The 22032-nt window shown below is 55.4% G+C and carries 20 protein-coding genes and 1 riboswitch; of the genes, 10 read left to right on the top strand and 10 right to left on the bottom strand.

Annotation, left to right across the window (positions count from 1 at the left end):
- Positions 1-31: 31 nt before the first annotated feature.
- Both lexA and ABLV08_RS19315 read right to left on the bottom strand, forming a co-directional pair.
- A complete protein-coding gene (gene lexA, locus ABLV08_RS19320) occupies positions 32-640 on the bottom strand; it encodes a transcriptional repressor LexA (protein ID WP_015704040.1) in 609 nt (202 codons plus the stop codon).
- 122 nt (positions 641-762) lie between these two features.
- Entirely contained in the window at positions 763-1131 is a 369-nt protein-coding gene (locus ABLV08_RS19315) for a diacylglycerol kinase (RefSeq protein WP_015368764.1), read from the bottom strand.
- A 130-nt stretch (positions 1132-1261) separates the two neighbouring features.
- On the opposite strand from ABLV08_RS19315, the gene plsB reads away from it, so the two are divergent.
- Entirely contained in the window at positions 1262-3685 is a 2424-nt protein-coding gene (gene plsB, locus ABLV08_RS19310) for a glycerol-3-phosphate 1-O-acyltransferase PlsB (protein ID WP_015368765.1), read from the top strand.
- Positions 3686-3737: 52 nt separating this feature from the next.
- Here plsB and ubiA read toward each other — a convergent pair whose 3' ends face one another.
- From ubiA to malK, 5 genes are all read right to left on the bottom strand, one after another.
- Positions 3738-4607: a 4-hydroxybenzoate octaprenyltransferase gene (ubiA, locus tag ABLV08_RS19305; protein WP_015368766.1), complete on the bottom strand. Its 870-nt coding sequence runs from the start codon at positions 4605-4607 to the stop codon at positions 3738-3740.
- Positions 4608-4619: 12 nt separating this feature from the next.
- Positions 4620-5117: a chorismate lyase gene (gene ubiC, locus ABLV08_RS19300; RefSeq protein ID WP_348856166.1), complete on the bottom strand. Its 498-nt coding sequence runs from the start codon at positions 5115-5117 to the stop codon at positions 4620-4622.
- Between the two features lie 188 nt (positions 5118-5305).
- On the bottom strand, positions 5306-6244 hold the full coding sequence (malM, locus tag ABLV08_RS19295) for a maltose operon protein MalM (protein WP_015704037.1): 939 nt from the start codon (positions 6242-6244) through the stop codon (positions 5306-5308).
- 107 nt (positions 6245-6351) lie between these two features.
- A complete protein-coding gene (locus ABLV08_RS19290) occupies positions 6352-7650 on the bottom strand; it encodes a maltoporin (protein ID WP_015704036.1) in 1299 nt (432 codons plus the stop codon).
- 99 nt (positions 7651-7749) lie between these two features.
- Positions 7750-8859 carry a maltose/maltodextrin ABC transporter ATP-binding protein MalK gene (gene malK / locus ABLV08_RS19285; RefSeq protein WP_015368770.1) on the bottom strand — a complete coding sequence of 370 codons (1110 nt, stop codon included), beginning with the start codon at positions 8857-8859 and terminating at the stop codon, positions 7750-7752.
- Positions 8860-9229: 370 nt separating this feature from the next.
- On the opposite strand from malK, the gene malE reads away from it, so the two are divergent.
- From malE to malG, 3 genes are all read left to right on the top strand, one after another.
- Entirely contained in the window at positions 9230-10420 is a 1191-nt protein-coding gene (gene malE, locus ABLV08_RS19280; protein WP_015368772.1) for a maltose/maltodextrin ABC transporter substrate-binding protein MalE, read from the top strand.
- Between the two features lie 129 nt (positions 10421-10549).
- Positions 10550-12094, top strand: coding sequence for a maltose ABC transporter permease MalF (gene malF / locus ABLV08_RS19275; protein ID WP_015368773.1), 1545 nt, complete (start codon positions 10550-10552; stop codon positions 12092-12094).
- 14 nt (positions 12095-12108) lie between these two features.
- On the top strand, positions 12109-12999 hold the full coding sequence (gene malG / locus ABLV08_RS19270) for a maltose ABC transporter permease MalG (protein ID WP_015368774.1): 891 nt from the start codon (positions 12109-12111) through the stop codon (positions 12997-12999).
- Between the two features lie 193 nt (positions 13000-13192).
- Here malG and psiE read toward each other — a convergent pair whose 3' ends face one another.
- Positions 13193-13603 carry a phosphate-starvation-inducible protein PsiE gene (gene psiE, locus ABLV08_RS19265; RefSeq protein WP_015368775.1) on the bottom strand — a complete coding sequence of 137 codons (411 nt, stop codon included), beginning with the start codon at positions 13601-13603 and terminating at the stop codon, positions 13193-13195.
- A gap of 364 nt (positions 13604-13967) precedes the next feature.
- On the opposite strand from psiE, the gene ABLV08_RS19260 reads away from it, so the two are divergent.
- From ABLV08_RS19260 to ABLV08_RS19240, 5 genes are all read left to right on the top strand, one after another.
- On the top strand, positions 13968-15245 hold the full coding sequence (locus ABLV08_RS19260; protein WP_348856165.1) for an L-serine ammonia-lyase, iron-sulfur-dependent, subunit alpha: 1278 nt from the start codon (positions 13968-13970) through the stop codon (positions 15243-15245).
- 83 nt (positions 15246-15328) lie between these two features.
- Entirely contained in the window at positions 15329-16069 is a 741-nt protein-coding gene (locus ABLV08_RS19255) for an AzlC family ABC transporter permease (RefSeq protein ID WP_015368777.1), read from the top strand.
- The gene (locus ABLV08_RS19250; protein WP_015368778.1) at positions 16062-16382 is read left to right on the top strand and encodes an AzlD domain-containing protein; all 321 of its coding nucleotides are present in this window, start codon (positions 16062-16064) and stop codon (positions 16380-16382) included. The genes ABLV08_RS19255 and ABLV08_RS19250 overlap by 8 nt, the downstream gene beginning before the upstream one ends.
- A gap of 20 nt (positions 16383-16402) precedes the next feature.
- A complete protein-coding gene (locus tag ABLV08_RS19245; protein ID WP_015368779.1) occupies positions 16403-16783 on the top strand; it encodes a RidA family protein in 381 nt (126 codons plus the stop codon).
- A 111-nt stretch (positions 16784-16894) separates the two neighbouring features.
- A complete protein-coding gene (locus tag ABLV08_RS19240) occupies positions 16895-17374 on the top strand; it encodes an acyltransferase (protein ID WP_015368780.1) in 480 nt (159 codons plus the stop codon).
- 49 nt (positions 17375-17423) lie between these two features.
- Here the strand turns inward: ABLV08_RS19240 and pgi are convergent, their stop codons facing one another.
- The gene (gene pgi, locus ABLV08_RS19235) at positions 17424-19073 is read right to left on the bottom strand and encodes a glucose-6-phosphate isomerase (protein ID WP_015368781.1); all 1650 of its coding nucleotides are present in this window, start codon (positions 19071-19073) and stop codon (positions 17424-17426) included.
- A gap of 340 nt (positions 19074-19413) precedes the next feature.
- Positions 19414-19647, top strand: a riboswitch (Lysine riboswitch).
- Positions 19648-19830: 183 nt separating this feature from the next.
- On the opposite strand from pgi, the gene lysC reads away from it, so the two are divergent.
- Complete coding sequence (gene lysC / locus ABLV08_RS19230) at positions 19831-21180, top strand: lysine-sensitive aspartokinase 3 (RefSeq protein WP_032709596.1); 1350 nt, start codon at positions 19831-19833, stop codon at positions 21178-21180.
- A gap of 57 nt (positions 21181-21237) precedes the next feature.
- On the opposite strand, the gene ABLV08_RS19225 is transcribed toward lysC, so the two are convergent.
- Positions 21238-22026: a nucleotidyltransferase domain-containing protein gene (locus ABLV08_RS19225; RefSeq protein ID WP_015704031.1), complete on the bottom strand. Its 789-nt coding sequence runs from the start codon at positions 22024-22026 to the stop codon at positions 21238-21240.
- Between the last annotated feature and the right edge of the window lie 6 nt (positions 22027-22032).

Below are 22032 nucleotides of genomic sequence, written 5' to 3'. Positions count from 1 at the left end.
GCATCATGATGACGCTGCGTTAAGACGGGAGTTACAGCCACTCACCGTTACGGATCACGCCGACGGCCAGACCTTCAATGGTGAAGCTCTGCTGGCGCAGATCGACGACGATTGGGGAAAACTCGCTGTTTTCCGGCAGCAGTTCAACGACGTTGCCCTGCTTTTTCAGACGCTTAACAGTCACTTCTTCATCGATACGCGCGACAACCACCTGGCCGTTACGCACGTCCTGAGTTTTATGCACCGCCAGCAGATCGCCGTCGAGGATACCGATGTCTTTCATCGACATCCCACTAACGCGCAGCAGGAAGTCGGCATTCGGTTTAAACATCGCCGGGTCAACCTGGTAGTGGCCTTCAATATGCTGCTGCGCCAGCAGCGGCTCGCCAGCGGCGACGCGGCCAATCAGCGGCAGGCCATGTTCTTCTTCCGTCAGCAGACGAATGCCGCGGGAAGCGCCGGAGACGATTTCAATCGCGCCTTTACGCGCCAGCGCTTTGAGGTGTTCTTCCGCCGCGTTTGGGGAACGGAACCCCAAGCGCTGAGCAATTTCCGCACGCGTCGGCGGCATGCCCGTTTGGCTGATGTGATCCCGGATGAGATCAAACACCTCTTGCTGCCTGGTCGTTAACGCTTTCATTCCGCCCCCTGGGTGTATATACAGTTATGCTGTGAGTATATACAGCTAATGGTGATTTTGGAACCACATATCATATAAAAATCAGGAGATTCTTTCCGTTTTGCGAGCGTTGCCGACAAGACTTAGCGGTAATGCGACCACAGCAGCATGGCCCAGGTGATCAGCGCGATGATTATCGCCAGCAGCACCGCTGCCGACCCCATATCCTTGGCGCGCCCGGAAAGTTCATGGTGTTCAGGCCCGATACGATCAACCACCGCTTCAATCGCGCTGTTAAGTATTTCGACTATCATCACTAACAGGACCGAGCCAATAAGCAGGACTCGCGTAATGACATCGACATCCAGCCAGCAAGCTATCGCCACGGCCACAATAGCGGCGACCCCTTCCTGACGGAAAGCGGCTTCATTAACCCATGCCGCACGGAAACCTTTCCAGGAATAACCTGCTGCTTTAATGATTCTGGTTAACCCAGTGGTATTATTGGCCATCAAAAAGAACCTTTTAATGTAAATGACGTCGACGAGTGTACGTGTTTGCCGTGCGACAACGGAAATTTTGTACGCTTTCTGTTATTCTTGCCGCGCATTTGCATGATTAACCAGAGGCTTCACATCGTTTATGTCCGGCTGGCAACGAATTTACTATAAATTACTGAATTTACCATTACGGGTGCTGGTAAAAAGCAAGTCTATTCCGGCAGAACCTGCTCAGGAATTAGGGCTCGATACCTCGCGTCCGATAATGTACGTCTTGCCTTATAACTCCAAGGCGGACCTGCTGACCCTGCGCGCCCAGTGCCTGGCGCATGATTTACCCGACCCTTTTGAACCGCTGGAAATCGACGGCACACTGCTGCCGCGCTACGTTTTCATCCACGGCGGCCCGCGCGTGTTTACTTACTACACGCCGAAAGAAGAGTCCATCAAGCTGTTCCACGACTACCTGGATCTGCACCGTAACCATCCCGACCTCGACGTGCAAATGGTACCGGTGTCGGTCATGTTCGGCCGCGCGCCGGGTCGTGAAAAAGGCGAAGAGAATCCGCCGCTGCGGATGCTTAACGGTATTCAGAAATTCTTCGCCGTCTCCTGGCTTGGCCGCGATAGCTTCGTGCGTTTCTCGCCGTCGGTCTCTCTGCGCCGCATGGCGGATGAGCACGGGACCGATAAAATCATCGCCCAGAAGCTGGCCCGCGTGGCGCGTATGCACTTCGCCCGTCAACGTCTGGCCGCCGTCGGCCCGCGCCTCCCTGCCCGCCAGGATCTCTTCAACAAGCTGCTGGCGTCGAAAGCTATCGCCCGCGCGGTAGAAGATGAAGCGCGCAGCAAGAAGATATCTCACGAGAAGGCCCAGCAGAACGCCATTGCGCTGATGGAAGAGATTGCCGCTAACTTCTCTTATGAAATGATCCGCCTGACTGACCGTATTCTGGGCTTTACCTGGAACCGTCTGTACCAGGGGATTAACGTGCACAATGCCGAGCGCGTACGCCAGCTGGCGCATGACGGCCATGAGATTGTCTATGTGCCTTGTCACCGTAGTCACATGGACTACCTGCTGCTCTCCTATGTGCTCTATCATCAGGGTCTGGTGCCGCCGCATATCGCTGCCGGCATAAACCTCAACTTCTGGCCGGCTGGGCCGATTTTCCGCCGCCTGGGCGCTTTCTTTATTCGTCGTACTTTTAAGGGCAACAAGCTCTACTCCACGGTATTCCGCGAATATCTTGGCGAGCTGTTCAGCCGTGGTTATTCGGTGGAATACTTTGTCGAAGGCGGGCGTTCCCGTACCGGCCGTCTGCTGGATCCGAAAACCGGCACCCTGTCGATGACTATCCAGGCGATGCTGCGCGGCGGTAGCCGCCCCATCACGCTGGTGCCGATTTATATCGGCTACGAGCACGTGATGGAAGTGGGTACCTACGCCAAAGAGCTGCGCGGCGCGACAAAAGAAAAAGAGAGCCTGCCGCAGATGATGCGCGGCCTCAGTAAGCTGCGTAATCTTGGCCAGGGCTACGTTAACTTCGGTGAACCGCTGCCGCTGATGACCTATCTCAATCAGCACGTGCCGGAATGGCGCGAAGCCATCGATCCTATCGAAGCCGTCCGCCCTTCCTGGCTGACGCCGACGGTGAATAATATCGCCGCCGACCTGATGGTGCGCATCAACAATGCCGGGGCAGCTAACGCCATGAACCTGTGCTGTACGGCGCTTCTGGCGTCACGTCAGCGTTCTTTGACCCGTGAGCAACTAACCCAACAGTTGGATTGCTACCTCGACCTGCTGCGTAACGTGCCGTACTCCACCGATTCGACCGCGCCGACGGCTTCCGCCAGCGAGCTTATCGACCACGCGCTGCAGATGAACAAGTTCGAAGTCGAGAAAGACACCATCGGCGATATCATCATCCTGCCGCGCGAGCAGGCGGTGCTGATGACCTACTATCGCAACAACATCGCCCATATGCTGGTGATGCCATCGCTGCTGGCCGCTATCGTGACCCAGCATCGCCGCATCTCCCGTAGCGAAGTGCTGCGTCATGTCGAGATGTTCTATCCGTTCCTGAAAGCCGAACTGTTCCTGCGCTGGGAAAAAGAAGAACTGGCGGGCGTTATCGATGCGCTGATGGCAGAGATGCAGCGTCAGGGGCTGGTGGTGCTGAATGGCGATGAGATGAGCGTCAATCCGGCTCACTCTCGTTCCCTGCAGCTGCTGGCCGCCGGCGCGCGTGAGACGTTACAGCGCTACGCGATTACCTTCTGGCTGCTGAGCGCCAACCCGTCCATCAACCGCAGTACGCTGGAGAAAGAAAGCCGCACCATGGCGCAGCGTCTGTCGGTACTGCATGGTATCAACGCGCCGGAGTTCTTCGATAAGGCGGTGTTCAGTACCCTCGTGCTGACCCTGCGTGACGAAGGCTACATCAGCGATACTGGCGATGCCGAGCCGGCAGAGACCCTGAAGGTCTACCAGATGCTGGCGGATTTGATTACGTCGGATGTACGTTTGACGATTGAAAGCGCCGCTCAGGACGACGCATAACGTTGCGGCTTCTGTTCCCCGGCTCGCGGCGCGAGTCGGGGAACAGAAGGATTTACTGCAGGTAACTCATCGCCAGACCGAGAAACAGCACCAGCCCAACGTAGTTATTATTCATAAACGCTTTGAAGCAGTTATCGCGTTCGCGCTTGAAGATAAGTTTCTGCTGCCAGACAAACAGTCCTGCCGCGATAAACAGCGACCAGTAAAACGCCCAGTTCAGCCCATTCAGCCAGCCTACAGCCCCCATCAATACCAGCACGGCAACCTGCAGAATACCGATAATCAAACGATCGTTTTCGCCGAACAGAATCGCCGTCGACTTAATGCCGATTTTGACATCATCGTCGCGATCGACCATCGCGTACTGGGTGTCGTAGGCTACCGCCCACAGAATATTGGCGAGGAACATCAGCCAGCAGCTGAGCGGCAGCGCTTCACTTACCGCCGAGAACGCCATCGGGATCGACCAACCAAAGGCCGCGCCCAGCACCACCTGCGGCAGATGGGTGTAGCGCTTCATAAAGGGGTAGACCCAGGCCAGCGCCAGCGCCGCGACCGACAGCAGGATGGTCATGGTATTGAGCGTCAGCACCAACAGGAAGGAGAGCCCCACCAGCACCGCGAATAATATGCGCGCTTCTTTTTCCGTGACCTCGCCGCTTGGTAACGGCCGGCGAGCCGTACGCTTAACGTGACCATCAAATTTACGGTCGGCATAGTCATTCACGACGCAGCCGGCGGCGCGCATCAACCAGACGCCAGCGACAAATACCGCCAGAATCCACAGCGGCGGTACCCCGGGTGAAGCCACCCATAACGCCCACAGCGTCGGCCACAGCAGCAATAGCGCGCCGATTGGTTTGTCAGTACGCATCAGGCGGTGAAACGCCAACAGCTTATTCTGCGTCAGACTCCACTCCATTTTCTCTTCCTCTTAATACAATGGCGATGCAGGCAGAAAAAGCTCTGTCAGCAGCAGCGGTTTGCCGCTCAGCCGGAGACGGGAACGTCGCCCCCACAGCTGTGCACTACGGCCAATCTCAATAAAATCACGGGTTAACGTCGACGACGTAAACAGATACCGACCCAGCGGCGTCTGCCCCAACTGCTGCAGGGCTAATTCCGGGCCGCATAGCGTCGATTCCGGCACGAGAGTACGACCGGCAAGCCAGGGTTCGCCATCGGCGCAAAGAATGATCTCCCGCAGCCAATACCGCGCCTCTTCCGGCAGCAGGGCTTCTTCGCCCGCCAGCGCGTCGCGCCCGACGAAACCTTCGTTAATCATGGTCACGGTGACCTTTTTCCCTTGTTGCTCAAAGCGTTTGGTCATTGAGTCTTCCAGCAACAGCCAGTCGCGCAGCGGCACGTCCAGCTCGGGTATGGCGGCAAAATAGCGCAGCGCACGCAGTTGCGTAAGCGCAGGATGTGGCATGCCTGATTCTCCGGTACAAAACGTGCAGGCATTGTATCGCAGAATAGCGTTTTGAGGGCGGGCAAACGTCAATATACGATCATCCGCGCAACAGGCATGCAACAGTTGCCGCTGCGCGAGAAAAAAAAGTGCGTCCAGGCGGACGCACCTAAAGGCTGTGCCTAAACATCAGCATTGTGGGGAGACGGTCACCCCTTGCCTTTTACACTGCTGATAAAGGTGGAACGAGCAGATTTCGAGCCGAGGCGTTCAGCTTCGTTCATCAATTTCAGGGCTTTGTCGATATCACCTTGCTTCACCGCCTGCTTAATACCGTTGTTGAAGTAGGTTTCGGTATCGTCAAGCATCGGTTCGCTTTTGGCTGCTGGGGCTGGCGCGGCTACCGGCGCAGCGGCCGGGGCGTTATAGACCGGCGCGGCGGTATTGCCGACGGTCACCGGGCCTGGGCCGGAGGAGCCGAACAGCGGGCCCACCAGCACGCTGGAACTCGAAGACGTTTTCACCTTCAGGCTCAAGGTGCCGTCAGTGGTATGTTTAGCGATCGGATCCGGAATGTCCGGCACCGCGTTACCGGTGCCTTTCGCGTAGGCTTTCGCCGGGTCGATTAATTTGGTGGTCTGCTGCAGATCCTGCGGAGTGGTAAACACCAGCACATAAATTTTCTGCTGTCCCAGCGCCGGCGTCAGGCGCATTACCCCTTCCAGGCGGTCGGCGCTCATCACGCCCGGCTCCAGATAAGTGAAATAGCTGCTCGGGAAGAAGGCGGACGGCGTCATGCTCTGATCGAGGATCAGGACATTTGGCGCGTAGACGCTAGTCTGTTTGTCGACTTCGCTGGTCAACGTCAGAGTTAACTCGCCGATATTGGCCGGTACGCTATAGGCCACCACCGGCCCGGCGATACCGGGGACATTCAGCGTTTGACCGGCGACCGCCACTTTAGAGGTTTGGGTTTTCGATTGATCGACCGGCGTCCAGGTCAACTGCTGCAGCGAGGAGGCCGGGATTGACGGCGCGGCAGAGGTATTCTGCGGCACGAAATTGACATCAGCAAAACTGACTGCGGGTACGCTGGCCAGCAGGCCGGCGGACAGGCAGAGGGCAACGAGACTTTTCTTCATATTCATTGTTATCACCTCAATTCCTATGGCCGAGCGTTAGCCAGGCAATAGCGCGCTGGGCCGAAAACAGAGGGGCTGCTGCCCCTCTTTTACTCATCATGATGCGGATTGCATTACCACCAGATTTCCATCTGGGCGCCGAAGGTCCACTCATCGTCGTCGCCGCGGCTGGAAGTGTTGATACCGGTACCAGAGGTATCGCGCATGGCGACGCCGCTATCGGTGTAACCCCACTTCTCATCCCACTTCGCGTAGGTGGCGAACAGACGAATTGCCGGACGGGACCAGATGCTGTCGCCCGCCTGCCACTGTTGCGCCAGGGTGATTTTGTACTGGTTGTTGCTGTCGCCGGTTTTCTGCGATTTGACATTGTCGTAGCCGACTTCCAGCAGGGTGCTCATGATCGGCGTCCACTTGTACATAGGACGTACGCCGACGGTCCACCATTTGGTACCGTTGTTGTTGTCCAGGTTGACGTCCTGGTACATGGCGACGTACATCATGTCCCAATCGTCCGCCAGAGAGACCGCGCCGTGGTCAAGCACACGCCACATGGAACCATCGTTATTAATGCTGCCGCCCTGCGGTACGCCTTTGCCGTTGGAGGTCATGGCGTCGGTCGCGTACTGCAGAACAAATTTGTTGTAGCCTTTCAGGATGCTCTGGGTATGTTCAGCGGTGAACATCCAGCCATCTTTTGATGCATCCGGCTGCAGGTAGTAGTCATCCGGCACGTTGGTGTGACCATAGTCCACGCCCAGCTCCAGCGTACCGCCTGGGTTGGTTTCCATCTGCGCTAAACGCACATCGAAGACGTCGTTCGGTACCAGATGATCATAAACGCGTTCGCCAGTCAGCGGATCGCGGTCAGCATAGGTTGCCGAGCCGCCGGATTCAGAAGAACGAGTGGCGGCCAGAGAGAGTTTACCGAAGCCCAGATCGATGTTTTCGATACCGGCGCCAGGACCGGATATATCCCAGTAGTAGAAGTCGATCATGTGAACGTCATGACGCTGATAGAAGCGCTTACCGGCCCACAGGGTTGAACCCGGCAGCCAATCGATCAGGTTTTTACCCTGCACGTTAACTTCACGGAAGGCCGGGCTGGTAGATTCCCAGTCGTTCTGCTGCGATACCGAGTAGGCAACGTTGGTATCGAAGTAGAAGCTCTTATCGCCCTCTTTCCACACTTCCTGGCCCAGTTTCAGTTCAGCGTAAGTTTCACATTCGTTACCGAGACGGTATTTACTTTGAGCGCCGGTGGCCTGGAAGCACTGCTGTTCGCCGCCGCTGCCGGTCCAGCCAATACCGGAACGCGCGTAGCCGTGGAAATCGACAGCCAGCGCCTGGGCAGACATCACGCCCGCCGCAACGGCTACCGCCAGTGGAAGTTTGCGCAGAGTAATCATCATTCTATCTCCTGAGATCATTGCTTTTCTTTGAACACTTCCCCGTCGGCCGCCGCATGGTTGGCTGCGCGCTGGGTTCGCGTCTTCTTTTAATGGGGAACCTTATACGCCCGGCTCTTTATGCAACCGACGACAAGCTGTGCCATCCTCACGGAATAAATGGCAGCGCTCCGGCGGCAAACCGATGGCGAATGTGGCTCCCTCTTCTACCAACACCACGTCATTCTGGCGGTACACCAGGTTCTGACGGATGGCGGGGATCTGGATATGAATTTGCGTTTCGTGACCAAGCTGTTCGACCACCTGCACTTCGCCCTCAAGGGTGACATCAGCGATGTCGCTCGGCAGCAGGTGTTCCGGGCGGATACCCAAAGACATATTGGCGCCGACCTGAACGTGGGCGCTGTCTACCGGCAGCCAGACCTGCTGGCGGTTCGGTAGTTCGACCTGTACCTGTTCAATGGCGGTCGCGGTGACTTTGACCGGCAGGAAGTTCATCTTCGGCGAGCCAATAAAGCCCGCGACGAAGCGGTCTGCCGGATAGTGATAGAGTTCCAGCGGTTTCCCGACCTGCGCGACGCGGCCGGCATCCAGCACGACGATTTTGTCGGCCAGGGTCATGGCTTCCACCTGATCGTGGGTGACGTAAATCATCGTGCGACCAAGGCGCTTATGCAGACGGGAGATTTCGATACGCATCTGCACGCGCAGCGCGGCATCGAGGTTGGACAGGGGCTCATCAAGCAGAAAAACCCGCGGCTCGGCGACCAGGGTACGGCCGATGGCCACGCGCTGACGCTGGCCGCCGGAGAGCGCTTTCGGCTTACGCTCCAGCAGGTGCGCCAGCTGCAACACCTCTGCGACCTGAGTCACGCGCTGGTTAATCACCTCTTTTTTCGCCCCGGCCAGTTTCAGGCCAAAAGACATATTTTCGGCAACGGAAAGGTGGGGATAGAGCGCATAAGACTGGAATACCATGCCGATGCCGCGCTCGGCGGGCGGCACATCGTTCATTCGGGTATCGCCAATAAACAGATCGCCGCTGGTGACCGTTTCCAGTCCGGCAATCATACGCAGCAGGGTGGATTTGCCGCAGCCCGACGGTCCTACAAACACGACGAACTCCCCATCCTGGATCTCGAGATTGATATCTTTAGATACCACCACGTCGCCCCAGGCTTTCGTTACATTTCGTAGCTGTACGCTCGCCATGCCCTTCTCCCTTCGTTACAACCTGTCACTTAAAGACACATTCAAGATGGGCTGACTATGCGGCATTCATTACGTTGGCAAATCCTCCACCCCCCGGGTTTTTGATGGGGGAGGAGACGGGAGGATGAGAAATTGCCTCTCGCCGCCGGAAGTTCCCGGCAAAAGGTCATTTCGTGATCGAAGCGACAAAAACGGTGGCTTTTTTATGTGCTCCAGGGCCCATTACCGGCATTTCTGCAATACGGATCACATAAACGGCGGGCGGGGCGTAGACATAGGGAGGATGGAAAGAGGTTGTTAAAAAAGGAAACTCATCAGCGTTAAACCACTCAAGTGTATCCACGAGCACATCACCAAATAGGACGGGTATATGAAAATCAAAACTGGCGCTCGCATCCTCGCGCTGTCTGCATTGACGACGATGATGTTTTCCGCCTCTGCCCTCGCAAAAATTGAAGAAGGTAAGCTGGTTATCTGGATTAACGGCGATAAAGGCTATAACGGCCTCGCTGAAGTGGGTAAAAAGTTCGAAAAAGATACCGGCATTAAAGTTTCCGTAGAACATCCGGATAAGCTGGAAGAGAAGTTCCCGCAGGTTGCAGCGACCGGCGACGGCCCGGATATCATCTTCTGGGCGCATGACCGCTTTGGCGGCTATGCGCAGTCCGGTCTGCTGGCGGAAATCACCCCGGATAAAGCGTTCCAGGACAAACTCTATCCGTTCACCTGGGATGCCGTACGCTACAACGGCAAACTGATCGCTTACCCGGTGGCGGTGGAAGCCTTGTCGCTGATTTATAACAAAGACCTGGTCCCGAACCCGCCGAAAACCTGGGAAGAGATCCCGGCGCTGGATAAAGCGCTGAAGGCGAAAGGCAAGAGCGCGCTGATGTTCAACCTACAAGAACCGTACTTCACCTGGCCGCTGATCGCCGCCGATGGTGGATACGCGTTTAAGTTTGAAAACGGCAAATACGACGTGAAAAACGTCGGCGTCGATAGCGCCGGGGCAAAAGCCGGTCTGACCTTCCTGGTCGACCTCATCAAAAATAAACACATGAACGCCGACACCGACTACTCCATCGCGGAAGCGGCGTTCAACAAAGGCGAAACCGCGATGACCATCAACGGTCCGTGGGCGTGGTCTAACATCGACAAGAGCAAGGTTAACTACGGCGTCACTCTGCTGCCGACCTTCAAAGGCAAACCGTCTAAACCGTTCGTTGGCGTACTGAGCGCCGGGATTAACGCCGCCAGTCCGAATAAAGAACTGGCGAAAGAGTTCCTCGAAAACTACCTGATGACCGATCCGGGCCTGGAAGCGGTGAACAACGATAAACCGCTGGGCGCCGTGGCGCTGAAATCCTTCCAGGAGAAGCTGGAGAAAGACCCGCGTATCGCCGCCACCATGGCTAACGCCCAGAAAGGCGAAATCATGCCGAACATCCCGCAGATGTCGGCGTTCTGGTATGCCGTCCGTACCGCGGTTATCAACGCCGCAAGCGGCCGTCAGACCGTCGATGCCGCGCTGAAGGATGCACAGGGCCGTATCACCAAGTAATACCGTCGCACACGTGCCGGATGGCGGCATAAATGCCTTATCCGGCCTACACGCTTTGTAGGCCGGATAAGCACAGCGCCATCAGGCACTCTTGTCGACAGATATTTAACGTTGTAGAGGATGATCCCCATGGATGCCGTTAAAAAGAAACACTGGTGGCAAAGCCCGCAACTCACATGGTCTGTGATTGGTTTGCTGTGCCTGCTGGTGGGTTACCTTGTTGTTTTAATGTACGCCCAGGGGGAGTACCTGTTCGCCATCATGACGCTGATTTTAAGCTCAGTTGGCCTGTATATCTTTTCCAATCGCAAGGCCTATGCCTGGCGTTACGTTTATCCGGGTCTCGCCGGGATGGGGCTGTTTGTTCTGTTCCCGCTGATCTGCACCATTGCCATCGCCTTCACCAACTACAGCAGCACCAACCAGCTCACCTTCGAACGCGCCCAACAGGTACTGATGGATCGTTCTTTCCAGGCCGGCAAAGCCTATAACTTCTCACTCTACCCGGCAGGCGATGAGTGGCAGCTGGCGCTGACGGACGGTGAAAGCGGTAAAAATTATCTCTCTGAAGCCTTTAAATTTGGCGGCGAGCAGAAGCTGGCGTTAAAAGAAGCCGATGCCCTGCCGCAAGGCGAACGCGCGAATTTACGCGTAATCACCCAGAACCGCGCCGCGCTGAACCAACTGACCGCCGTGCTGCCGGATGAAAGCAAAGTGATTATGAGTTCACTGCGCCAGTTTTCCGGCACCCAGCCGCTGTACGCGCTGGCTAACGACGGCACGCTCACCAACAACCAAAGCGGCGTGAAATATCGCCCCAACGCCGACATCGGCTTTTATCAATCCATCAATGCCGACGGCAGCTGGGGCAATGAGAAGCTGAGCCCGGGTTATACCGTCACCATCGGCTGGGATAACTTCACCCGCGTTTTCCAGGATGAAGGGATCCAGAAGCCGTTCTTCGCCATTTTCGTCTGGACCGTGGTGTTCTCGGTGCTGACGGTGATTTTGACCGTCGCCGTGGGAATGGTGCTGGCCTGCCTGGTGCAGTGGGAAGCGTTGAAGGGCAAAGCGATTTACCGCGTGCTGTTGATTCTGCCGTATGCGGTGCCGTCATTTATCTCAATACTGATTTTCAAGGGGCTGTTTAACCAGAGCTTTGGTGAAATCAACATGATGCTGAGCGCACTGTTCGGCATTAAACCGGCCTGGTTTAGCGACCCAACCACCGCGCGCACGATGATCATCATCGTCAACACCTGGCTGGGCTACCCGTACATGATGATCCTGTGCATGGGACTGCTGAAGGCGATTCCGGACGATCTGTACGAGGCGTCGGCGATGGATGGCGCGGGGCCGTTCCAGAACTTCTTTAAAATTACGCTACCGCTGCTGATCAAGCCGCTCACGCCGCTGATGATCGCCAGCTTCGCCTTTAACTTTAACAACTTCGTGCTGATTCAACTGTTAACCAACGGTGGCCCGGACCGTCTCGGCACCACCACGCCGGCCGGTTATACCGACCTGCTGGTGAGCTACACCTATCGCATCGCCTTTGAAGGCGGCGGCGGTCAGGACTTCGGCCTGGCGGCGGCTATCGCCACGCTTATCTTCCTGCTGGTTGGGGCGTTAGCGATTGTGAATTTGAAAGCCACGCGCATGAAGTTTGATTAAGGGAGATAACGATAATGGCTATGGTCCAACCCAAATCTCAGAAACTGCGTCTCTTTACGACACACCTGTTGCTGCTGATTTTTATCGCCGCGATTATGTTCCCGCTGCTGATGGTTATCGCTATCTCGCTGCGCGAAGGCAACTTCGCGACCGGCAGCCTGATCCCGGATACCATCTCCTGGGAGCACTGGCGTCTGGCATTAGGCTTCAGCGTCGAACACGCCGATGGCCGGGTAACGCCGCCACCATTCCCGGTCCTGCTGTGGCTGTGGAACTCAATTAAGGTGGCCGGGATTACTGCGATCGGCATCGTCGCCCTCTCCACCACCTGCGCTTACGCTTTCGCCCGTATGCGCTTCCCGGGTAAAGCGACGCTGCTCAAAGGGATGCTGATTTTCCAGATGTTCCCGGCGGTACTGTCGCTGGTGGCGCTGTATGCGTTGTTCGACCGCCTCGGTCAGTATCTGCCTTTCGTCGGCCTCAACACTCACGGCGGGGTGATCTTCGCCTATATGGGCGGCATCGCGCTGCACGTCTGGACGATTAAGGGCTACTTCGAAACTATCGATGGTTCACTGGAAGAAGCGGCCGCGCTGGATGGCGCCACTCCGTGGCAGGCCTTCCGCCTGGTGCTGCTGCCGCTGTCGGTGCCGATTCTGGCGGTCGTGTTTATTCTGTCGTTCATCGCCGCGATTACCGAAGTGCCGGTGGCCTCGTTGCTGCTACGCGATGTGAACAGCTATACCCTGGCGGTGGGGATGCAGCAGTATCTCAATCCGCAGAACTACCTGTGGGGCGACTTCGCCGCGGCGGCGGTACTGTCGGCGATTCCGATTACCGTCGTCTTCCTGCTGGCTCAGCGTTGGTTGGTCAACGGCCTGACGGCGGGCGGGGTGAAAGGTTAAGTTTCATCATGTTAGACCCTTGTTTTACCGCCCCAAATTTCAGAGAGGGTGGGATGTGGTACACGACTCCAACCGGGTACGACAGCCCACCTCTCCCTGAAAAAGTAGGGCAAATGCCACTGCAATCCTCTACTGGACCCTACATAAATTTCATTTGTGATTGTCGGTCAAGCGGCCCTGGAGGCCGCTTTTTTTATTCCCGTTTCAGGCGGTTGGAATTACACAACCACAGGGTAATCACCAGGATAAGGATCGCCGCAGAGTAAATCAGCACCGCCATTGGCGACTCATGGTCGACGATAATAAGCCGTACAATCGCCGTAATGCCGATATAGACGAAATAACGCAGCGGGAAGTGAAAACCGGACTCAAAGTATTTCACAATCAACGCGATAAATTCGAAGTAGAGAAAATAAACCACCAGCCCTTCGACCAGCTTGTACTTACTCACCGGCTCCGGCGTAAACAGCACGTGCGCCAGATGCAGGGTCTCCTTTCCCAGGAACACCACCAGAATAATTCCCAGGCACAGCAGCGCCAGGTTGAGCACGGCCTGCATGGCCTTCGCAACAAAATTAACCAGCGGACGATATACCGACGGCATAGTGACACCTCAAATGCATGAACGTTATTGATCTGTATAGCGCAAAAGTGTGATCCAGATCTACTTCGCTTTGCGAGCAGCATCGGTCCTTCAACGCGGTAAATGCAACTAAGAGAAAATTTTACTTCCTGCAATGCTGTGAGCAAGTTAACTAAATCATCCGTTACGCTTAGGACAAAACCAAATAACCAACTGAAATTTAAAGAATTTACCATTTGAAACAGTTATATCTTAAAACCTGCCACAAGATAAAATTTTTCTCTAATCCGCATTGTTTATATGGCTATTAGGGTGAGATTTTTCTCATCCTTTGTCTTAGCATTATCGCAGCTGAATAAAATTTAATTTTGGAAATTAAATCATTATGAATACCGATAACGCTTCCCTGTACGTAAAATGGCTCAAACAAGAAGTTGCCCCGGCTTTAGGTTGTACTGAACCCGTCGCTATTTCCTTCACTGCCGCCTACGCCGCACAATATCTGGATCAGCCTTGCACCAGAATTAGCGGTTTTATTTCCGCCAATCTCTATAAAAACGCGATGGGCGTGACTATTCCCGGCACCACCGTTTGCGGTGTAGCGCTGGCCGCCGCAATTGGCGCATTTGGCGGCAATCCGCAAAAGGGATTAAAAACGCTGGAAGATATCACCCCGCTACACGTCGAAATGGCGCAGAAACTGATCGCCAATAATGCCGTTGATATTGCCGTCGAAGAGACTCCGGACTTTATTCATCTCGATTTAACCCTCTCTGCTGGCGAGAATAACTGTCGCGTCGTGGTGAAAGGAACCCATACCAACGTGGTCGAACTTTATATTAATGGCCAGCCACAGCCATTAAGCGCAAAACAGAATGCGAGCGCCCGGCACGAAACGCTGCCCACATTTTCGCTACAGCAGGCTTACGAATTTATTAATAGCGCCGACTTTAATGATATTCGCTTTATTCTCGAAGCCGCGCGCTTAAACTCCGCGCTGGCGGCAGAAGGCAAAACCAAAAAATATGGCCTGAACATTAACGGTACCTTTGCTGACGCCGTGAAAAACGGCCTGATGAGCAACGATCTGTTAAGCAAGGTGATCATCGACACCGTCGCCGCTTCAGATGCCCGCATGGGCGGCGCGCCGGTGGTAGCGATGTCTAACTTCGGCTCAGGCAATCAGGGCATTACAGCAACCATGCCGGTAGTGGTGGTTGCAGAGCATCTCGGCGCCGATGAAGAGACTCTGGCGCGCGCTTTGTCTCTTTCTCATCTCACCGCCATCTCAATTCATTCTCGTTATACGCGCTTATCTGCGCTATGCGCGGCCTCAACCGCCGCCATGGGCGCCGCCGCCGGGATGGCCTGGCTATTTACTCGCGACATCAACACCATTAACACCGCGATTATTAATATGGTCAGCGATATTACCGGCATGATTTGTGATGGCGCCTCTAATAGCTGTGCGATGAAAGTCTCATCTGTGGTATCCAGCGCCTTCAAGGCGGTACTGATGGCAATGCAAAATAGCTGCGCTGGCGCCAATGACGGTATTGTCTGCGCCGATGTCGAGCAGACTATTAATAACCTGTGTCGCCTGGTGATTAAACCAATGACCCTCACCGATAAAGAAATCATCAGCATCATGGTCGCTAAATAATAATATTTAACAGGCCTGAACATTCAGGCCCTGATTAACCTACCCTACCCACACTATTATTTATAAATTAGCAGGTATAGCAGATGAATAAAAAAGTCATCTTCCGCGGCGCCAGCGCCATTATGCCGCTGTGCATCGGCGACTTTCCATTTTCATTTATTGTCGGCGCATTAAGCGTCAGCGCCGGCATGAGCGTCTGGCAGAGTACGGCGTGGTCGGCGATTGTTATTGCCGGCTCCGCGCAAATGCTGGCATTAAATATGCTTAAAACCGGTGCCACGCTCGGGGTTATTATATTCACCACATTAATAATTAACCTACGTCACGTACTGTACAGCGCCTCTATTTCCGGTACCGTCCGTGAAGCGTCATTCTTTAAAAAATGCTTTATGTCCTACGCGCTGACCGATGAAGTGTATGCCACCACCGTCAAAGAGATGGAAGGCAATAAGCAGGATAAGTATCTGTTTTATGGCTCGGCGATGATCACCTTCTGGGCGATTTGGGTACTGGCCGATTTCCTCGGCGCGCTGGTCGGCGCCTCATTCCCGAATATTGAAAAGTATGGTCTGGATTTCGCCATGGTCGCCGCCTTTATCGCCATCGTGGTGCCGCAAATAAAAAGCCAGGCCTGTACCGTCGCCGCCGTGGTGGCCGCCGTCTCCGGCGTGCTGTTGGTCATCCTGCCCTACTCCCTGGGTATTGTCGTCGCCTCAGTACTTGGCGTGCTCGCCGGGCTGTGCGTCGACCTGGCTGAAGAACGTAAACAGGCAGCGATTGCCGAATCCGACATGCCGCTCGTGGAGGCGCTGGAACATGAATAATAGCTACTTTATCGCCCTGACTTTGGGTATGGCCGCCGTGACCTTCCTGATCCGATTTTCGTTTATCGGCCTGGCCGGAAAAATCCAGATGTCCGAGCGGGTGACGAAAACGCTGCGCTTCGTCCCGGTCACCGTCCTGCCGGCCATTATCACCATTCAGATCCTTAGCGTGAATTCCAGCATGGAGTTCGACTTAAAGAATCCGAAGGTGATCGCCGCCATTATCTGCACGCTCGCCAGCTTCCGTTTAGGCCTGGTGTGGGTGGTGGTGAGCGGCGTCGGCTCGCTGGTGTTGTTGAATTACTTTATGTAACCGTTTGAAGGATAACCCGTATGATTATTACCACCGCTGACGCGCCTGCCGCTATCGGCCCGTACGTGCAGGGCGTCAATCTCGGCGCGATGACCATCACCTCCGGTCAGCTGCCGATTAATCCGCTGGACGGCACCATGCCCAGCGATATCGCCGAACAGGCGCGGCAATCGCTGGAAAATGTGAAAGCCATCGTTGAAGCAGCCGGACTCACGGTCGGGCAGATTGTTAAAACCACGGTGTTTGTCAAAGACCTGAAGGATTTTGCCGCCATCAACGCCGCCTATGAGGCCTTCTTTACCGAACATCAGGCCACCTTTCCGGCACGCTCCTGCGTGGAGGTCGCAAGACTGCCGAAAGACGCCGGCGTCGAAATCGAAGCCATCGCCTTCGCTCGTTAATCTCCTGGCTGGGGGGGGAAAACCTCCAGCCTCCTTCCCCACCGTTTTTCGCCGTTCCTCCTTGCTCATTTTGCAGGCACTATACGATGAGATCCGAACGAGGAATGCAGCATGTCGAATGAGCCAAATATTCCCCCTTTTACGCTTCGCGATACCGGCGTTCGCAACGTCATTTGCGGCGAAAACGTGGTCATATACCAGCCCGCCAACCTTTATGATTGCCAGCTTGACGATAACGTTTTTGTCGGGCCGTTCGTCGAGATTCAGGGGCACACGCGCATCGGTGCGGACAGCAAAATCCAGTCCCACAGTTTTATCTGCGAGTACGTCACCATCGGCCAACGCTGTTTTATCGGCCACGGCGTGATGTTCGCTAACGATATGTTCCGCGATGGCAAACCGAATGCCGACCGCGACAGTTGGGGGCGTATTGAAATCGGCAATGACGTGTCTATCGGCAGCGGCGCCACCATTCTGGCGGTGAGTATCTGCGATGGCGTGGTCATCGGCGCCGGGAGCGTGGTGACAAAATCCATCACCGAGAAAGGCGTTTGGGCGGGCAACCCGGCGAGGCTGCTGCGGCGACTATAAATAAAAATGCCGACCCGAGGGTCGGCATTAAGGTTTAATTGCGCAGCGCTTATGCGCGCCAGGCTTTATAACGGTTAATCAGGCCGTTGGTAGAGCTGTCGTGGCTGCTGACGTCCGCGCCATCTTTCAGTTCCGGCAGGATACGGTTAGCCAGCTGTTTACCCAGCTCAACGCCCCACTGATCGAAGGTGAAGATGTTGAGGATCGCGCCCTGGGTGAAGATTTTGTGCTCATACAGCGCAATCAATGCGCCCAGGCTGAACGGGGTAATTTCACGCAGCAGGATGGAGTTGGTCGGACGGTTGCCTTCGAACACTTTAAACGGCACCACGTGCTCAAGCTGAGCCGGATCTTTACCCTGATCGCGATATTCCTGCTCAACCACTTCGCGGGATTTACCAAAGGCCAGCGCTTCGGTCTGAGCGAAGAAGTTAGACAGCAGTTTCTGATGGTGGTCAGACAGCGGGTTATGGGTGATAGCCGGGGCGATGAAATCGCACGGTACCATTTTGGTGCCCTGGTGGATCAGCTGATAGAACGCGTGCTGACCGTTAGTCCCCGGCTCGCCCCAGATGATAGGGCCAGTCTGGTAATCCACGACGTTGCCGTTACGGTCAACGTACTTACCGTTGGATTCCATGTTGCCCTGCTGGAAGTAAGCGGCAAAGCGATGCATGTACTGATCGTACGGCAGAATTGCTTCGGTTTCGGCGCCGAAGAAATTGTTGTACCAGATACCAATCAGCGCCAGCAGTACCGGCAGGTTTTTCTCAGCCGGCGTGGTAGAGAAGTGTTTGTCCATGGCGTGGGCGCCGGACAGCAGCTGAACGAAGTTGTCGAAGCCGACGGACAGAATGATAGACAGACCGATGGCGGACCACAGGGAGTAACGACCGCCGACCCAGTCCCAGAACTCAAACATGTTAGCCGTATCGATACCGAACTCGCCAACCGCTTTACCGTTGGTGGAGAGCGCCGCGAAGTGTTTCGCCACGTGTTTCTCGTCGCCCGCGGTCGCCAGGAACCAGTCACGCGCGCTGTGGGCGTTGGTCATGGTTTCCTGAGTGGTGAAGGTTTTAGAAGCCACCAGGAACAGCGTGGTTTCCGGATTCACCGCTTTCAGCACTTCGGCGATATGGGTGCCGTCAACGTTAGAAACGAAGTGCATGTTGAGGTGGTTTTTATACGGGCGCAGCGCTTCGGTCACCATGAACGGGCCGAGATCTGAACCACCAATACCGATGTTCACCACGTCGGTGATCGGTTTGCCGGTATAGCCTTTCCAGCTACCAGAGATAATCGCTTCTGAGAAGACTTTCATCTTCTCCAGTACAGCGTTGACTTCCGGCATCACATCTTTGCCGTCAACCACAATTGGCGTATTGCTGCGGTTGCGCAGTGCGACGTGCAGTACCGCGCGGTCTTCGGTACGGTTAATTTTTTCACCGGAGAACATCGACTTGATAGCGCCGGCCAGATCGGTCTCTTTCGCCAGATCCTGCAGCTTAGACAGCGTCTCTTCAGTGATGCGGTTCTTGGAGAAGTCCACCAGCATCAGATCGTCAAAAGTGGCGGAGAATTTAGAGAAACGATCGCTATCTTTGGCGAAAAGCTCGCTGATAGTGACGTCTTTCATTTCATCGAAGTGTTTCTGTAATGCCTGCCATGCAGCGGTCTGCGTTGGGTTGATATTTTTCATTAGCAATACTCTTCTGATTTGAAAAATGTGACTTCGGTCGATTGTAGCCTCAGCGGCGGAAAATTGTGATGATTTTTGTGTTATGCCGTTGACGGGGGTCAGAAATAGGGTAAAGAGCTCCCATATTATAGCTATCATTAGGCTTTTTTCTGTTATCCGCCGATGCATGAAAAATCCGCATAACCCTGTCGTTGACATACCCGTCCGGAAGCCTTTATATAGCTGAACTGCCTACGGAACCGTAGGTATGTATTGCTCGCGCATTTCACGCTACAGCGAAGAGTATCGCTGGGGGGTATAATGACCAGTCTCCCCCCAGGCATAGTGAAAGACGTCAGTAATTGCCAGAAGAGGTGCGTTGCCCAGGTAACCGTATTGGAGGAACCAGTCCGGGGATAATACGTGAGGGGGAGCAACGCCGAGGCGTACAGGCATCTGGTTAAGTCTGTCGCCGGCCACAGGGGCTGAATCCCCTGGGTTGTCACCAGAAACGTTCGCAGTCGGGCGTTTCATACTCGCGAACCGATGCGCGTCATCGGCGAACGGGTCTACAAGGTGGAGCACTTCTGGGTGACATCGTAGTTTGTTTATCGCTCTGCGCCCACCCTACTTTTCGCTCTTCCCTTGTGCCATGGCTGAGTTAATTTGGCCTGGCTTATTAAGACATTTTGTAGCGCTCCGGTTATTTCCAGCCCGAACCAGGAGCGGTTGTTCAGGAATCGTTTTAATAAGTCAGGCCCCCTGACACGAGGTTGTTATGACAGATTTAGTTGTTGCTAAGTTCGGCGGCACCAGCGTGGCCGATTTCGACGCGATGAACCGTAGCGTCGACGTCGCGCTGCTGGATGCGAATACCCGCGTAGTGGTGTTATCCGCATCGGCTGGCGTTACCAATATCTTAGTTGCTTTAGCGGCAGGGCTGGAACCCACCGAACGTTTCGCTAAGCTCGATGAAATGCGCCAAATCCAGTTCAATATTCTGGAGCGTTTACGTTATCCCAACGTTATTCGCGAAGAGATCGAGCGTCTGCTGGAAAACATTACTACCCTGGCGGAAGCCGCCTCGCTGGCCAGCTCGGAAGCCTTGACCGATGAACTGGTGAGCCACGGCGAACTGATGTCCACCTTACTGTTCGTTGAGATCCTGCGCGAACGCGGTATTGCGGCGCAGTGGTTCGACGTACGTAAAGTGATGCGCACCAACGATCGTTTCGGCCGTGCCGAACCGGATATCGCCGCGCTGGCGGAACTGACGCAACAACAACTGGCGCCGCGGCTGGAAGAAGGCCTGGTTATTACCCAGGGCTTTATCGGCAGCGAAGCCAAAGGACGCACCACTACCCTTGGTCGCGGCGGCAGCGATTACACCGCAGCGCTACTCGGCGAGGCCTTAAACGCCAGCCGTGTCGATATCTGGACCGATGTCCCTGGCATCTACACAACCGATCCGCGCGTTGCGCCAGCGGCGAAGCGCATCGATGTGATCGCTTTCGCTGAAGCCGCGGAGATGGCCACGTTCGGGGCCAAGGTATTGCATCCGGCCACCCTGCTGCCCGCCGTACGCAGCGATATCCCGGTATTCGTCGGCTCCAGCAAAGAACCTAAAGCCGGCGGCACGATGGTCTGTCATAAAACCGAAAATCCACCGCTGTTCCGCGCGCTGGCGCTGCGTCGTCGTCAAACGCTGCTGACACTGCACAGCCTGCATATGCTGCACTCCCGCGGCTTCCTGGCCGAAGTGTTCGGTATTCTGGCGCGGCATAATATTTCCGTCGATCTGATCACCACCTCGGAAGTGAGCATTGCGCTGACCATGGACACCACCGGTTCTACCTCCGCTGGCGACACCCTGCTCACCCAGGCGCTGCTGACCGAGCTCTCTTCGCTGTGCCGCGTCGAAGTGGAAGAGAATCTGGCGCTGGTCGCCCTGATCGGCAACGAGCTGTCGAAAGCCTGCGGCGTCGGTAAAGAGGTGTTTGGCGTTCTGGAACCGTTCAATATCCGCATGATCTGTTACGGCGCATCCAGCCACAACCTGTGCTTCCTGGTGCCGGGCGACGATGCGGAGAAAGTGGTGCAGAAGCTGCATCATAATTTGTTTGAATAATCGCGACGGGAAAGCCCGTTAGCAAAAGGCCCGGTTTCGTCAGAAGCCGGGCCTTTTTTATGGCGCCAGTACCGTGCTCATCAGCAAGCGATCGAGTTGCTCAACGCGCCCCGTTCGGCTATCCGGCAGTTCCGGCGCTACCTCGCCACGCGCCAGCTCATGTTGAATAAAGGCATGCAAAAGCGGGCGTCGTATGCCGTACTCTGCTTCGCCGGCACGTTGTTTGCGAACCAGCAGCTCATCGATTTCATTACGCAGGGCGGGTTCCAGTTCGCTGCCCGCCAGCAGTTCGCTAAAACGCATCGGCGGCACGCCTTTACCGGCTTCAACCCAGCGCACGGCCAACAGCGGGCGCAGTACATAAAAGTATTTTTTCAACCGTACCTGCTCACCCTGCAGGTAGCCGCGAAAGTTCTTCCGCGCCATTGAATAGTAGTGCCAACGGGCGCGTAGCGGCGAAAACCACTGCGGCACCAGCGCTTTTAACGCCGCCACTGTCGACGCATCCTGCTGATACACCACCGGTGAATCCAGCCACTCTATAAGAGTAGGGTTCGCCGCTTTCAATAACCCCAGCGCTTTGCGCCACTCCCAGCCGCAGACATCCAGCTCATCATCTATCGGCAGTTCGATAACATCGCGCTGCGCTTCCACGCGTAAATACCATTCGGGTTGATGAACATATAAAAAGCGAACATCATAATCGCTATCCGGCGAGGCAAAACCCCAGCCGCGGCTACCCGATTCACAGGCATACAGCACCCTGACCTGGTAGCGTTGTTCTATGTCGGCTAACTGCCGCCGCACGCGCTGGCGCATCGCGGCATCGACGCTATTTTCACTCATTATTTT

It is taken from the genome of Klebsiella sp. CN_Kp088 (genome assembly GCF_040064335.1).
In the GTDB taxonomy this organism is placed as follows: Bacteria; Pseudomonadota; Gammaproteobacteria; order Enterobacterales; family Enterobacteriaceae; genus Klebsiella; species Klebsiella aerogenes.
This window is presented reverse-complemented; position numbering and strand designations above follow the sequence as displayed.